Origin of the sequence: Kosakonia sp. ML.JS2a (genome assembly GCF_025642095.1) — a bacterium.
Taxonomy (GTDB): Bacteria; Pseudomonadota; Gammaproteobacteria; order Enterobacterales; family Enterobacteriaceae.
This window is the reverse complement of record NZ_CP106754.1, coordinates 3,196,424-3,209,689: the sequence shown is the minus strand read 5'-3', so window position 1 is coordinate 3,209,689 and position 13,266 is coordinate 3,196,424. Positions and strand designations below refer to the sequence as shown.

Here is a 13,266-nt window from a genome sequence, read left to right as displayed (position 1 = left end):
ATGACCACAGGGCGTGTTGCCTTATTACTGGCGGCGTTGACGCTGGCGGGGTGCAGTTCGCGTCCGGCGATTCCGGTTGCCAGCAATCAAACGCTGGTGATGGAGTCCAGTATACTGGCGGCGGGCATTACCGCGCAGCCGCCGACATTAAGTACCGAAGAACTCCAGCCATCCGCGTCTTCGCGGCTATTTAATGAGAGGCAACAACCCGTTACTGTGCATTATCGTTTTTACTGGTATGACGCCAGAGGTCTGGAAATGCATCCCCTGGAAGCGCCGCGTAGCGTGACCATTCCGGCGAATTCCGGTGTGACACTCTACGGGAGCGCCAACTATCTGGGCGCACGCAATGTCAGACTTTATCTCTACCTGTAAGGGGTGACTCTTGATTAAAACACTTGGACGCTACGCACTACTGACCACTTTCGCCATGCTGTTGTCGGGCTGTATTATTCGCGGTGAGCAACAACCCGCACCCGTCGATCAGGCCGGGGGAGGTGAACAGCAACCCACGAAGCCGCAACAGCCGCAACAGCCGGTACCGACGGTGCCTTCTGTCCCGACACTGCCGCAACAGCAGCCAGGCCCGATTGAGCATCAGGATCAGACCGCGCAGCCAACGCCGCGTGAACGCCACTATGACTGGAATGGCGCGGTGCAACCGATGGTGGGCAAAATGCTGCCCGCGAGCGGTGCAACAGCGGGAAGCGTACTGCTGGTGGATAGCGTAAATAACCGCACTAATGGATCGATCAACACCGGTGAAGCCACCGAAGTGGTGCGTAATGCGCTGGCTAACAACGGTAAATTTACATTGATCACCGCACAGCAACTGGCCGTGGCGAAGCAACAATTGGGGCTTTCACCGCAGGACAGTCTGGGGACGCGCAGCAAAGCGATTGGCATCGCCCGCAATGTCGGCGCGCAATATGTGCTGTACTCCAACGCGACCGGCAATGCCAACGCACCGGGCCTGCAAATGCAATTAATGCTGGTGCAGACCGGCGAGATTATCTGGTCAGGTAAAGGTGCGGTTCAGCAACAATAAGCAAACGCGTGACGACATTCTGTTACGCTATTTTCCGCAATATGCTCCCGTCGCCAGCCAGAATACCGGACTCAGCGGCGGGAGTTGTCTTATCAGCGATGGCCAGCATATGCGAGTGCTGCGCCAGCGGCATCAGGGCACATCTTCACCTTTCCGGCGACAGTACCGGGTGTTTAAACATTTACCGCCGACGATTGCGCCGCGTGCCTATCTCTACACTGGCGAGTGGATGGCGATCGACTATCTGCCCGGTGAAACAAAAGCGGCGTTGCCATCCGGCAGCGAACTCGCGGCGTTACTGTATGATTTACACCGCCAGTCCTGTTTTGGCTGGCGGATAACGCTGCTACCACTGCTTGAAGGATACTGGCAACGCTGTGTGCCTGGCCGGCGAACGCCGTTTTGGTTACGGCGATTAAAACGGCTTCGTCAACAAGGCGAACCGACGCCGCTGCGACTGGCGCCGTTACATATGGATGTGCATGCGGGCAATCTGGTTCATGGCCCGCAAGGGGTAAGGCTGATCGACTGGGAGTATGCGGGCGATGGCGATATCGCTCTCGAACTGGCCGCCGTGTGGATGGACAACGACGCACAGCGGCGTGCGCTGGTGAATGACTACGCACGGCGTTCGGCTATCGCTCCGGCTCAGTTATGGCGGCAGGTAAGGCGCTGGCGACCCTGGGTTCTGATGCTGATGGCCGGCTGGTATGAGTGCCGCTGGCAGCAAACGGGTGAACAACAATTTATCACGCTGGCGAATGAAGTATGGCGTCAGCTGCAGACTGAAGGATAAGAGAGGTGAGTGTGGGTCCGGTCATGTTGGATGTGGAAGGGTACGAACTGGATGCGGAAGAGCGCGAAATTCTGGCGCATCCGCTGGTGGGCGGCTTGATCCTCTTTACCCGTAATTATCACGATCCGGCGCAATTACGTGAGCTGGTGCGCCAGATCCGCAGTGCGTCACACCATCGTCTGGTGGTGGCTGTCGACCAGGAAGGGGGGCGCGTACAGCGTTTCCGCGAAGGCTTTACCCGGCTGCCGGCTGCTCAGTCTTTTGCCGCATTGCATGGGCTGAAAGAGGGCGGTCGTCTGGCGCAGGATGCGGGGTGGTTGATGGCCAGTGAAATGATTGCCATGGATATCGACATCAGTTTTGCCCCGGTGCTGGATGTCGGGCATATCAGCGCGGCAATTGGCGAACGTTCTTACCACGACGATCCACTAAAGGCGCTGGCGATGGCAACGCAGTTTATCGACGGTATGCATAGTGCGGGTATGAAAACCACGGGGAAACACTTCCCCGGGCACGGTGCCGTGACGGCGGATTCTCATAAAGAAACCCCGCGCGACCCGCGCCCGCAAGCGGAGATCCGCGCCAAAGATATGTCGGTCTTCCGCCAGCTTATTGAGCAAAACAAGCTGGACGCGATTATGCCTGCGCATGTGATTTACACCGATATCGATCCACGTCCGGCCAGCGGTTCGCCCTACTGGCTGAAAACCGTATTGCGCGGTGAACTGGGGTTTGACGGCGTGATTTTCTCTGACGATCTGTCGATGGAAGGCGCTGCGATTATGGGCAGTTATGCAGAGCGTGGACAGGCATCACTGGACGCCGGTTGCGATATGATCCTGGTCTGCAATAATCGTAAAGGCGCAGTGAGTGTGTTAGATAACCTGTCGCCGATCAATGCAGAGCGTGTTACACAATTGTATCATAAAGGTTCATATTCTCGTCAGGAGTTGATGAGCACGGCGCGCTGGAAGGCTGTCAGCCAGGAGCTGGAGCGGTTACACGCGCGCTGGCAGGAGCAGAAAGCGGCTCATTAACGCCTGCGGACGCGATGTCGAAGTGGTGAGGATACCATGATTATCTATTTACACGGTTTTGACTCAAACAGTCCCGGCAACCATGAAAAGGTGCTGCAGCTACAGTTTATCGATCCGGATGTGCGTCTGATTAGCTATAGCACGCGGCACCCGAAACACGATATGCAGCACTTGCTGAAAGAAGTGGATAAGATGTTGCAGCTGAATGTCGATGAGCGCCCGCTGATTTGCGGCGTAGGGCTTGGTGGATACTGGGCGGAGCGCATTGGCTTTCTGTGTGATATTCGTCAGGTGATCCTCAACCCCAACCTGTTCCCCTATGAGAACATGGAGGGCAAAATCGATCGCCCGGAAGAGTATCAGGACATTGCCACGAAGTGTGTGTCCAATTTTCGTGAAAAAAATCGTGACCGCTGCCTGGTGATTTTGTCGCGTAACGATGAGACACTGGACAATCAGCGCGCGTCGGATGAGTTGCACCACTACTACGAGATTGTCTGGGATGAAGAGCAATCTCACAAATTCAAGAACATCTCGCCACACCTTCAGCGTATCAAAGCGTTTAAAACCCTCGGTTAATCCCCCCTCCGGCAGGTTATCGCCTGCCGGTATTTTGTCTCATTCCCTTTCTGTGCCCGCATTCTTTGGCAATCCAACTACACTTGTTCATCTTTTAGGCATCAAAACTTGATGCATATCAATTTTGGTATGACCATTGAACCTTACGTGTTATTCTCATCGTCAATGTTGGTTTGCAAGCGCGTAACTCTTTGTTAACTAAAAGCTATTTGTATAACTTTTAGTTAACAATTGGTTAATATTTTAGGGGGTCACTTTGACTACGCCATTGAAAAAGATTGTAATTGTGGGTGGTGGTGCCGGCGGTCTGGAGCTGGCAACGCAGTTGGGTAAAAAACTCGGCCGCGGTAAAAAAGCCAAAATTACGCTGGTGGATCGTAACCACAGCCATTTATGGAAACCGTTACTGCATGAAGTCGCAACGGGTTCACTGGATGAAGGCGTTGATGCGCTGAGCTACCTGGCGCACGCGCGTAATCACCATTTCCAGTTCCAACTGGGTTCCGTGGTGGACATTAACCGTGAAAGCAAAACCCTGACGCTCGCAGAGTTGCGTGATGAGAAAGGCGAGTTGTTGGTGCCGGAGCGCAAGCTGGCCTATGACACGCTGATCATGGCGCTGGGCAGCACATCTAATGATTTCAACACGCCGGGCGTAAAAGAACACTGCATTTTCCTCGATAACCCGCATCAGGCGCGTCGTTTCCACCAGGAGATGCTGAACCTGTTCCTGAAATACTCCGCGAATCTTGGCGCTAACGGCAAAGTGAACATTGCGATTGTCGGCGGCGGCGCGACAGGGGTTGAGCTTTCTGCAGAGCTGCATAACGCGGTGAAACAGCTGCACAGCTATGGTTACAAAGGTCTGACCAACGACGCGCTGAACGTGACGCTGGTCGAGGCGGGAGAGCGCATTTTGCCTGCATTGCCGCCGCGGATTTCCGGCGCTGCGCATAGCGAACTGACCAAAATGGGCGTGCGCGTACTGACGCAGACCATGGTCACCAGCGCTGATGAAGGCGGTTTGCATACCAAAGATGGCGAATACATCAAAGCCGATCTGATGGTGTGGGCGGCAGGCATCAAAGCGCCTGACTTTATGAAAGAGATTGGCGGTCTGGAAACCAACCGAATCAATCAATTAGTGGTTGAGCCAACGCTGCAAACCACGCGCGATGCGGATATCTATGCCATCGGCGACTGCGCCTCTTGCGCTCGTCCTGAAGGCGGCTTTGTTCCTCCGCGCGCCCAGGCAGCACACCAGATGGCCAGCCTCGCCCTGCATAACATTCTGGCGCAGATCAAAGGCAAGCCGCTGAAGTCTTATGTGTATAAGGATCACGGTTCACTGGTCTCTCTGTCGAACTTCTCGACCGTCGGCAGCCTGATGGGGAACCTGATGCGCGGTTCGATGATGATTGAAGGTCGTATTGCCCGCTTCGTGTACATTTCACTGTATCGTATGCACCAGATTGCACTGCACGGTTATTTCAAAACCGGCCTGATGATGCTGGTGGGCAGTATTAACCGGGTAATTCGCCCGCGTTTGAAACTGCACTGATGTGTTTGACTGCTCCGGCGAGATCATCGCCGGAGCAGTATTTCCTTCTGTCCTGGACCGTTATCGAGGTTCAGACAACTCTGAATATCCGGGTTTCTCCCCTATATATCCCATTTTTTCCTCTCTTTCCGATTGGCTTAACGACCGCTGAAGTTGCAAAATTGTTGCTAATAGCAAACGAGGGAGATAATCCTGTGAATAAATCAATGTTAGCGGGTATCGGAATTGGCGTGGCCGCTGCACTGGGCGTTGCCGCGGTTGCCAGTTTGAATGTATTTGACCGTGGTCCTCAGTATGCGCAGGTGGTTTCCGCCACGCCAATTAAAGAGAGCATTAAAACACCCCGTGAGGAGTGCCGTAACGTCACCATGACGCATCGCCGTCCGGTACAGGATGAGAACCGCATTACCGGTTCTGTTCTGGGCGCAGTGGCGGGTGGGGTGCTGGGGCACCAGTTTGGTGGCGGCCGGGGTAAAGATGTTGCTACCGTCGTCGGCGCGTTGGGCGGCGGCTACGCCGGTAACCAAATCCAGGGTGGGATGCAGGAAAGGGACACCTACACCACGACCCAGCAACGCTGTCAAACCGTCTATGACAAATCCGAGAAAATGATCGGTTACGACGTGACGTACAAGATTGGCGACCAGCAAGGAAAAATCCGCATGGATAAAGATCCGGGAACGCAAATTCCGCTGGATAACAATGGTCAGCTTATTTTGAATAACAAAGCGTAAAACAGAAGTACTCTGCATGTTGGCTCCTCAATTGCTCAGGCTGAGGAGCCTTTTTTCATGAAAAAAGCCTTGCATCGCAGCAAGGCTTTTTAACGGTCAAATGAAGTCGTGTTGGCGTATTACCAGCAGGCCGGTGATTAAAACAGAAATAAACGCAAACAGTACCGAACCACCACACAACACCCACAGACTACATAACAATGTTATTACTATTAACACTTTGATGAATGGTAATAGCAAAATCATGTTCATTTTCCTTATGCATGTGTTAAGTACAGTGAAATGCCCTATATCAACGGTAAAATTCAGTACAACAGGTAGAGCGAGAGTAAGGGAAAGTCGTAGCTTAGCGCGTCTTCATGACACTTATGATTTGTGTATCACCCATACTAATCATTAGCAGAGCAATAATCACAATTAATCATAGCAAAGCGGGGAAAAACACTGAAAGTTTTTATCTATTGTTAGGATAGGTTTTGTCTATCGTGAAAGTCAACCCGGCAAGCGACGTGCCGCCGGGTATAAACCTCTCAGAGTTTGATCAGATCCGGCCACAAACGCAGCGTAGTTCGGGTAATTTGCAGCAACTTTTCACAACTTGCACCTTCGCGCGCGCTAATTGACATACCCTGCAATATACAACCCAGAAACTGCGCCAGCGCCTGCGGATCTGCGCTTGCGGGGATTTCCCCTCGCTGCTGACGCTGTGTCAGGAATTTGAGCAGCGTTTCTTCCTGCTGTGCGTGCCGCGACTTGATGGTCTTCGCAATCGCCTGTGAAGAGGCCGCCAGCGTTGCGGAAGTATTGATCATAAAACAGCCGGCTGGCGTATCCGTACTGGTGAAACATTTCGCCACGGCGGTGAAATAGTCCAGTAGCGCCTGCTCAATAGGTTTTTCCTCGCAGTGCAACGGAGCCTCGTGTTGCGTGGCGAAACGCGCGATATAACGGTCCAGTACCGCGCGGAACAACCCTTCTTTATTGGTGAACTCTGCATAAAGCGTCGGTGCTTTCGCGCCGGTCGCTTCTACGAGATCGGATAATGATGTGGCTTCGTAGCCATGCTGCCAGAACAGCGTCATGGCTTTGTCGAGCGCCGCTTCCCTGTCGAACACTTTCGGTCGGCCACGGCTTTTTTTGCTGCAACTGGTGATCTCAGTCGTCATAGTGCCGCTTACCTTTGTTTGTTTGCTGAGCAGTCATTATAAAAACATTCTGTCAGCCTGACCAGCGGCAAAACAGCACAAATTAATAAATCCTATGGTTATGAATTTTAAGCAATTAATATTTTAACTAACGATCGTTACAAAAAGATGTTGACGTGTGATGCAGATCACAACTACCATTTATCTATCGATCGTTAACTTATTCGTTGGCGACATCCATCATCTGCATACAGGTAAACAATCATGACAAACGTAAAAGCATTTTTCGCCGCCGCGGTACTCAGTTCACTCTCTTTTGCCAGCATGGCTGCGGTTGAAGTTCAGTCAGCACCGGCGGGTCAGCAGGAAGTTGCCACTGTTGGCGTTACGGCCAGCACGAATCTCTCTTCTGTTGAAGATAAACTGGCGCAGAAAGCTGAACAGATGGGTGCGAAATCTTTCCGCATCACTTCTGTGACTGGTTCCGATAACCTGCATGGTACTGCGGTTCTCTACAAATAAGGTCGCCCCTCACAGCCCTTATGCCACTGCCATAAAAAAGGCCCTGCACATGCAGGGCCTTTTTGCGTATCAGGGCAGGTTACAGCATCTGTACCGACGGGGCGGCCTGGCGGGTAACATCAACAGGCATGCCGGAGCGGATTTCCATCGCGTGGGTCATCACTTGCGCATCGCTGCGCGCATCGTCCTGGAATGCCTGCATCGCTGCATTCAGCACAATCGGCAGCGTTTTCGGATCGTCATCAATGGATTTTGATAACGGTTGATGGACTTCCACCAGCCGTCTGCCGTCAGGCTCGACCGAGACTTTAATCGGAGTATTGATAATGTTCACTGGCGTACCCGGAGAGACCGCCGCGTAGAGGGCGGAAATATCGCCATCGCGCAGGCGGATGCAACCGGAGCTAACCCGCATCCCGATGCCGAAATCGGCATTGGTGCCATGCAACAGATAAACACCGCCGAAGGCCGCCAGGCGAATAGCGTGATGCCCCATCGGGTTATCCGGCCCGGCAGGAACCACGGCAGGAAGATCGATGCCTTGCGCTTTATAGCGCGCCCGAATATTGGCGGTTGGCGTCCATGTGGGGTTAGCACGTTTATCCGAGACGGTTGTTACCATCGTGGGGGTCAGCGTATCGCCGCCCAACTGACCAATACCGATCGGGTAGACAATGACTTCATTTTTACCGGGCGGATAGTAATACAGACGCAGTTCGGCCAGGTTAATCACAATCCCTTTACGTGGCGCGTCCGGCAGCAGGGTTTGCAGCGGGATCGTCAGTACGCTGCCCGCGCGCGGTACATAGGGATCCACGCCGGGGTTGGCCTGCAGCAGCGCCAGAAAACCGACGTTGTACTGCTTTGCGATGGCTTCCAGTGAGCCGCCATCATTTTGCACTACGTGAAAACGGTTCTCGCCAACGACGCGGCTCCCGGCAGGGGGCAATGGCCAGCTATTTGCCCGTGCGGGCAGAGAAAGGGCGACCGTCGCAGCAACGGCGAAGAGCGTTATCCAGTGAGCAAAACGTGAATTTTTGATCATGACCATAATCCATGAAAATCATAAGGTTATTGTTATGTAGAAAACTAATGGGATTATGGTGCGCCAGCGTGTCGGGAAGTCCTGGCGTAGTGCAAAATATTTGTAAATGTTGCGCGTTAAACACAAACCGGGCCTGATGGCCCGGTTGCGTAATGATTGTCAGGCAACGGCGTTTTCGGCTAACTGCTGCATAAAGTTACGCACCCAGTTCATGCGGGTTTTGCGTTCACCCAGATCCTGCATGAATTTCAGTCGCGTTGGGCCATCAAGGCGGAAGTGTTGCGGCTGCTTCTGCAATAAACCAATCAGCCAGGCCGGGTTGACGTGATTTTTTTCGTTGAACTCAATCACACCGCCTTTTTCGTTACCCTCCAGCTTACGGATGCCGAGCTTCTGCGCCTGCTGGCGCAGCAGGGCGATGTCCAGCAATGTCCGCGCGGCATCCGGCAGCAGGCCAAAGCGGTCAATCAGCTCGACTTTGATCTCTTCCAGCGCATTGTCGTCTTTTGCACTGGCAATGCGTTTATAGAAGGACAAACGTGTGTTCACATCCGGGATAAAGTCATCCGGCAGCAGCGAAGGCATGCGCAATTCCACCTCCGTTTGCTGGTTGGTGAGATCTTCCAGCGAGGGTTCGCGCCCCGCCTTTAATGCATCAACGGCGTTTTCCAGCAGCTCCATATAGAGCGAGAAACCAATGGTTTCCATCTGACCGCTCTGATCCTCACCCAGCAGTTCCCCGGCACCACGGATCTCCAGGTCGTGGGTCGCCAGCGCAAAACCAGCACCCAAATCTTCCAGTGAGGCGATGGCTTCCAGGCGTTTTTGCGCGTCTGTCGTCATCGCTTTCGGATGCGGTGTTAACAACCAGGCATAGGCCTGATGATGCGAACGCCCCACACGACCACGTAACTGATGTAACTGCGCCAGCCCGAAGTGGTCAGCCCGCTCAATAATGATGGTGTTGGCGGTCGGAATATCGATCCCGGTTTCAATAATGGTGGTACACACCAGTACGTTAAAACGCTGATGGTGGAAGTCATTCATCACCCGTTCCAGTTCGCGTTCACGCATCTGCCCGTGGCCGATAGCAATACGCGCTTCCGGTACCAATTCCGCCAGCCTGTCTGCCGCTTTCTGGATATTTTCCACGTCGTTATACAGATAATAGACCTGGCCGCCGCGCAGCACTTCACGCAGGATCGCCTCGCGCACCACCAGGCTGTCGTACTCGCGCACAAAGGTTTTCACCGCCAGCCGGCGCGCCGGTGGGGTGGCGATAATCGACAGATCGCGCATCCCGCTCATTGCCATATTCAGCGTACGGGGAATTGGCGTTGCCGTCAGGGTCAGGATGTCGACATCGGCACGCATCGCTTTAATGCGCTCTTTATGGCGCACGCCAAAGCGGTGCTCCTCATCGACGATCAATAAACCGAGATCTTTCAGTTTGACGTCGCTTTGCAGCAGCTTATGCGTGCCTATCAGGATATCTATTTTGCCTTCAGCAGCCTGTTCCAGCACTTGTGCCTGCTCTTTGGCGCTGCGGAAACGGGAAAGCATCTCTATGCGCACCGGCCAGTTAGCGAAACGGTCACGGAAATTATCAAAATGCTGCTGAGCGAGCAGGGTGGTTGGCACCAGTACGGCCACCTGTTTATTGTTTTCCACCGCGAGAAATGCTGCGCGCATTGCCACTTCGGTTTTACCGAAGCCCACATCGCCGCACACCAGACGATCCATCGCCAGCGGCTGGCACATATCGCTGAGCACCGCGTTGATGGCCTGCGCCTGATCCGGTGTGGTTTCAAACGGGAAACCATCGCAGAACAGCTGATACTGTTCGCGATCGTGTTTAAAGGCAAACCCCGCCTTAGCTGCGCGCTGGGCATAGATGTCCAGCAGCTCCGCCGCGACGTCACGCACTTTTTCCGCCGCTTTTTGCCGCGCCCGCGACCAGGCGTCGCTGCCCAGTTTATGCAGCGGCGCGTTCTCTTCCGCACCACCGGCGTAACGGCTGATCAGATGTAGCGACGACACCGGAACATACAGTTTGGCGTCGTTGGCGTAGGTCAGCATCAGGTACTCATTTTTGATGCCGCCCGTTTCCAGTGTGGTCATGCCGGCATAGCGCCCGACGCCATGCTCCAGGTGCACCACCGGCTGACCGTCGTGCAACTCGGCGAGGTTGCGGATCAACGTGTCCGGGTTGATGGTGCGACGCGTGTCCTGACGGCGGCGGGCAACGCGCTCGCCCAGCAGATCGCTTTCGCAAATCAGCGCCCGGTTGCGCAGCGTATCGATAAAGCCATGTTCGGCCGCGCCAATCATCAGCCAGCTACCGGCGCTGGTGGCCTCGTCAAGACGCAGGATCCGTTTGGGCGCAACCTTAATACGCGCCAGCAGCTCAATTAATGCTTCACGGCGGCCTTCACTTTCCACCGAGAACACCACCGGGCCGCTAAAGGACTCAAGGAATTTGCGCAGGTTGTCCAGCGGGGATTTTTGCTGCGCCTGCACAGAGAGATCCGGCAACGTCTGGTAACCCAGGTTGACGTGCGCGGCTTTCTTCGCCAGTTGTTCACTTTTAAGCTGGATACGCGGCCACTTATTCAGCTCGCTGAATAGCGCATCGACGCGCAACCACAGGGCATCCGGTGGCAGTAGCGGGCGCATCGGGTCGACACCGCGGCTCTCGAAGCGCGCTTGCGTCTCTTGCTGAAAACGCTCGGCGCTGGCTTCCAGTGAACCGGTATTCACCAGCAATGTGTTGGCCGGGAAGTAGCTGAACAGTGACTGCAATGGCTCACTGAAAAACAAGGGCTGCCAGTATTCTATCCCCGCGGGCAGGGTGCCCTTACTGACCTGCTGATAGATATGTTCAGCATCGCGTTTGACGTCAAACTTGTCGCGCCACTGGCTACGGAACAGCTCAATCGCGGTTTTGTCTGTCGGGAATTCATGCGCAGGCAGTAAGTTAATCGCTTCAACTTCTTCCAGCGTACGCTGTGTATCGGTGTCGAAAAGACGCAAACTGTCGATTTCATCATCGAAAAAGTCGAGGCGGAACGGTTGCTCGCTGCCCATCGGGAAGAGATCCAGCAATGCGCCGCGGGTGGCGTACTCGCCGTGTTCCATCACCTGGTCCACGTGGCGGTAACCCGCGCTTTCAAGCTGGGTGCGCAACTGGTCGCGTGACAGTCGCTGGCCTTTTTGCATCACCAGCGCGTGGCCGTGCAGGTAGCTGTGCGGGCAAACGCGCTGCATTAACGTATTAACCGGTACAATCAGCACGCCGCGCTGCATGGCGGGCAGTTGATACAGGGTCGACAGGCGCGAAGAAATAATCTCCTGGTGCGGTGAGAAACTGTCGTACGGCAGCGTTTCCCAGTCAGCAAGGTTCATCACCAGATTGTCGGTAAATTGCCCAATCTCATCCTGCAAACGCAATGCGTTTTGCATATCGGGTGCGATTAACACCACCGGGCCCGCATGGCGTTCAATGATTTCCGCCACTTCGGTGGCGCAGGCTGCACCGGTGAGTTCGCCAAACTGGCGCTGATCGCCTGCTTTTGTCGGCAGAGAATAACGGTATTGTTCAGGCATAGAAGGTGTCGGTGTTCCTTATGGATATACCCCCATATGGGGGCATATCACTGATACGCAATCCCTTTATTATCTGCGATTGCATTGTTTTAGCCAAGGCGAACGCATGGGTTTAGCGTGTGGCAATGGCCGGGCGAAGCTTCGCCGGTGGGGTGAAAAAAACATCAGCAAACAGTGCGGTGGAGATTTTCCGCACCAACAGTCCAGCCAGCGTACAAATCAGTAATGTGACGAAAGGGTAGACCAGCAATAGCGCCAGTTCCATCGTTGGCGGCCATATACCGGCATTCAACGGTTTGATTAACGCCAGGCTGAAGCCTTCAATCAGAATGCGGTGGGTGGTGTAAATCGCAATGGTGTTCGAGCCAACCACATTCAGCAGGCTGTTTTCACTTGGCGGGAAGCGCTGCTCCAACTCCCGGAACAGGCGCATGATGCCGACAATCGACAGCAAACAGAGCGGCAATGGCATGTTGAACATCCACAAACCGAACGCCACCACCAGCGCGACAGCGAACAATAACGCATAGCGACGTATCGCCACGGTTTTCACCCACTCCATGACCGCGTTGCCATACCAGGCACCGAGGGTATAGAAAATCATATTGCGCACCACGCTGTTCATTCCCCACCAGGGCAACGGCAAATAATTAATGGTGAGGCTGGCGAGGATCATCAGCGTGAGTAGGGGGATTTTCCAGTTGCTTAACAACTTACAAAGCGTGAAATAGACGATCAACGCGTACAGATACCACAGACTGGTGCTGGCGGTGAGCATCCCCTGTAAGAACTCTCTCCAGTTGTCGGCGTACGCGGCGTTCGACGCGTTACTGAGGTCGCGATCCGGCGCCAGCCAGTCATTAATATGGCTAAGCCCGACCCATTGCAGCACGCCCCAGAGCGCCAGCACATACACAATGCTCCAAATCCGTTTGTCGATGGTCTCTTTCCATGGAACCTCGTCGATATAGCGACGGATCAGGTAACCCGAGATAAAGAAGAACACCGGCATGCGAAACGGCGCAAGGTAGAGGTTGAAATAGATCCAACATTTCGCCAGCGTTTCGGACCAGGGGTGTTGAAAGAGGTCAAGATGCGGGTAAAAAGTAATGACTGAGTGATATATTACCACCAGACAAATACATAACCCTTTGATTTGATTAATCCATAATGTTTTCTGTTTCATTCGTTTT

12 protein-coding genes are annotated in these 13,266 nt (G+C 54.0%); 8 read left to right on the top strand and 4 right to left on the bottom strand.

Features of this window, described 5'->3' with window-relative positions:
• The 7 genes from N7922_RS15275 (at nt 1) to N7922_RS15245 (ending at nt 5,755) form a co-directional block, all read left to right on the top strand.
• Entirely contained in the window at nt 1-375 is a 375-nt protein-coding gene (locus N7922_RS15275; RefSeq protein ID WP_263097119.1) for a YcfL family protein, read from the top strand.
• A 10-nt stretch (nt 376-385) separates the two neighbouring features.
• On the top strand, nt 386-1,048 hold the full coding sequence (gene lpoB / locus N7922_RS15270) for a penicillin-binding protein activator LpoB (RefSeq protein WP_263097118.1): 663 nt from the start codon (nt 386-388) through the stop codon (nt 1,046-1,048).
• Nucleotides 1,029-1,844 carry a thiamine kinase gene (gene thiK, locus N7922_RS15265; protein ID WP_263097117.1) on the top strand — a complete coding sequence of 272 codons (816 nt, stop codon included), beginning with the start codon at nt 1,029-1,031 and terminating at the stop codon, nt 1,842-1,844. Before lpoB ends, thiK begins: the two co-directional genes overlap by 20 nt.
• An 11-nt stretch (nt 1,845-1,855) precedes the next feature.
• Entirely contained in the window at nt 1,856-2,881 is a 1,026-nt protein-coding gene (gene nagZ, locus N7922_RS15260; RefSeq protein ID WP_263100923.1) for a beta-N-acetylhexosaminidase, read from the top strand.
• Between the two features lie 36 nt (nt 2,882-2,917).
• A complete protein-coding gene (gene ycfP, locus N7922_RS15255; RefSeq protein ID WP_263097115.1) occupies nt 2,918-3,460 on the top strand; it encodes an alpha/beta hydrolase YcfP in 543 nt (180 codons plus the stop codon).
• Nucleotides 3,461-3,716: 256 nt separating this feature from the next.
• Nucleotides 3,717-5,021, top strand: coding sequence for an NAD(P)/FAD-dependent oxidoreductase (locus N7922_RS15250; RefSeq protein WP_263097114.1), 1,305 nt, complete (start codon nt 3,717-3,719; stop codon nt 5,019-5,021).
• A 194-nt stretch (nt 5,022-5,215) separates the two neighbouring features.
• Nucleotides 5,216-5,755 carry a glycine zipper 2TM domain-containing protein gene (locus N7922_RS15245; RefSeq protein ID WP_263097113.1) on the top strand — a complete coding sequence of 180 codons (540 nt, stop codon included), beginning with the start codon at nt 5,216-5,218 and terminating at the stop codon, nt 5,753-5,755.
• 530 nt (nt 5,756-6,285) lie between these two features.
• Here N7922_RS15245 and N7922_RS15240 read toward each other — a convergent pair.
• Nucleotides 6,286-6,921: a TetR/AcrR family transcriptional regulator gene (locus tag N7922_RS15240; protein ID WP_263097112.1), complete on the bottom strand. Its 636-nt coding sequence runs from the start codon at nt 6,919-6,921 to the stop codon at nt 6,286-6,288.
• A 243-nt stretch (nt 6,922-7,164) separates the two neighbouring features.
• On the opposite strand from N7922_RS15240, the gene bhsA reads away from it, so the two are divergent.
• Nucleotides 7,165-7,422 carry a multiple stress resistance protein BhsA gene (bhsA, locus tag N7922_RS15235; RefSeq protein ID WP_263097111.1) on the top strand — a complete coding sequence of 86 codons (258 nt, stop codon included), beginning with the start codon at nt 7,165-7,167 and terminating at the stop codon, nt 7,420-7,422.
• 79 nt (nt 7,423-7,501) lie between these two features.
• Here bhsA and N7922_RS15230 read toward each other — a convergent pair whose 3' ends face one another.
• The 3 genes from N7922_RS15230 to N7922_RS15220 all read right to left on the bottom strand — a co-directional run bounded on the left by N7922_RS15230 (nt 7,502) and on the right by N7922_RS15220 (nt 13,259).
• Nucleotides 7,502-8,467 carry a L,D-transpeptidase family protein gene (locus N7922_RS15230; protein WP_263097110.1) on the bottom strand — a complete coding sequence of 322 codons (966 nt, stop codon included), beginning with the start codon at nt 8,465-8,467 and terminating at the stop codon, nt 7,502-7,504.
• A gap of 159 nt (nt 8,468-8,626) precedes the next feature.
• The gene (gene mfd, locus N7922_RS15225; RefSeq protein ID WP_263097109.1) at nt 8,627-12,073 is read right to left on the bottom strand and encodes a transcription-repair coupling factor; all 3,447 of its coding nucleotides are present in this window, start codon (nt 12,071-12,073) and stop codon (nt 8,627-8,629) included.
• Nucleotides 12,074-12,185: 112 nt separating this feature from the next.
• The gene (locus tag N7922_RS15220; RefSeq protein ID WP_263097108.1) at nt 12,186-13,259 is read right to left on the bottom strand and encodes an acyltransferase family protein; all 1,074 of its coding nucleotides are present in this window, start codon (nt 13,257-13,259) and stop codon (nt 12,186-12,188) included.
• Nucleotides 13,260-13,266 lie beyond the last annotated feature (7 nt).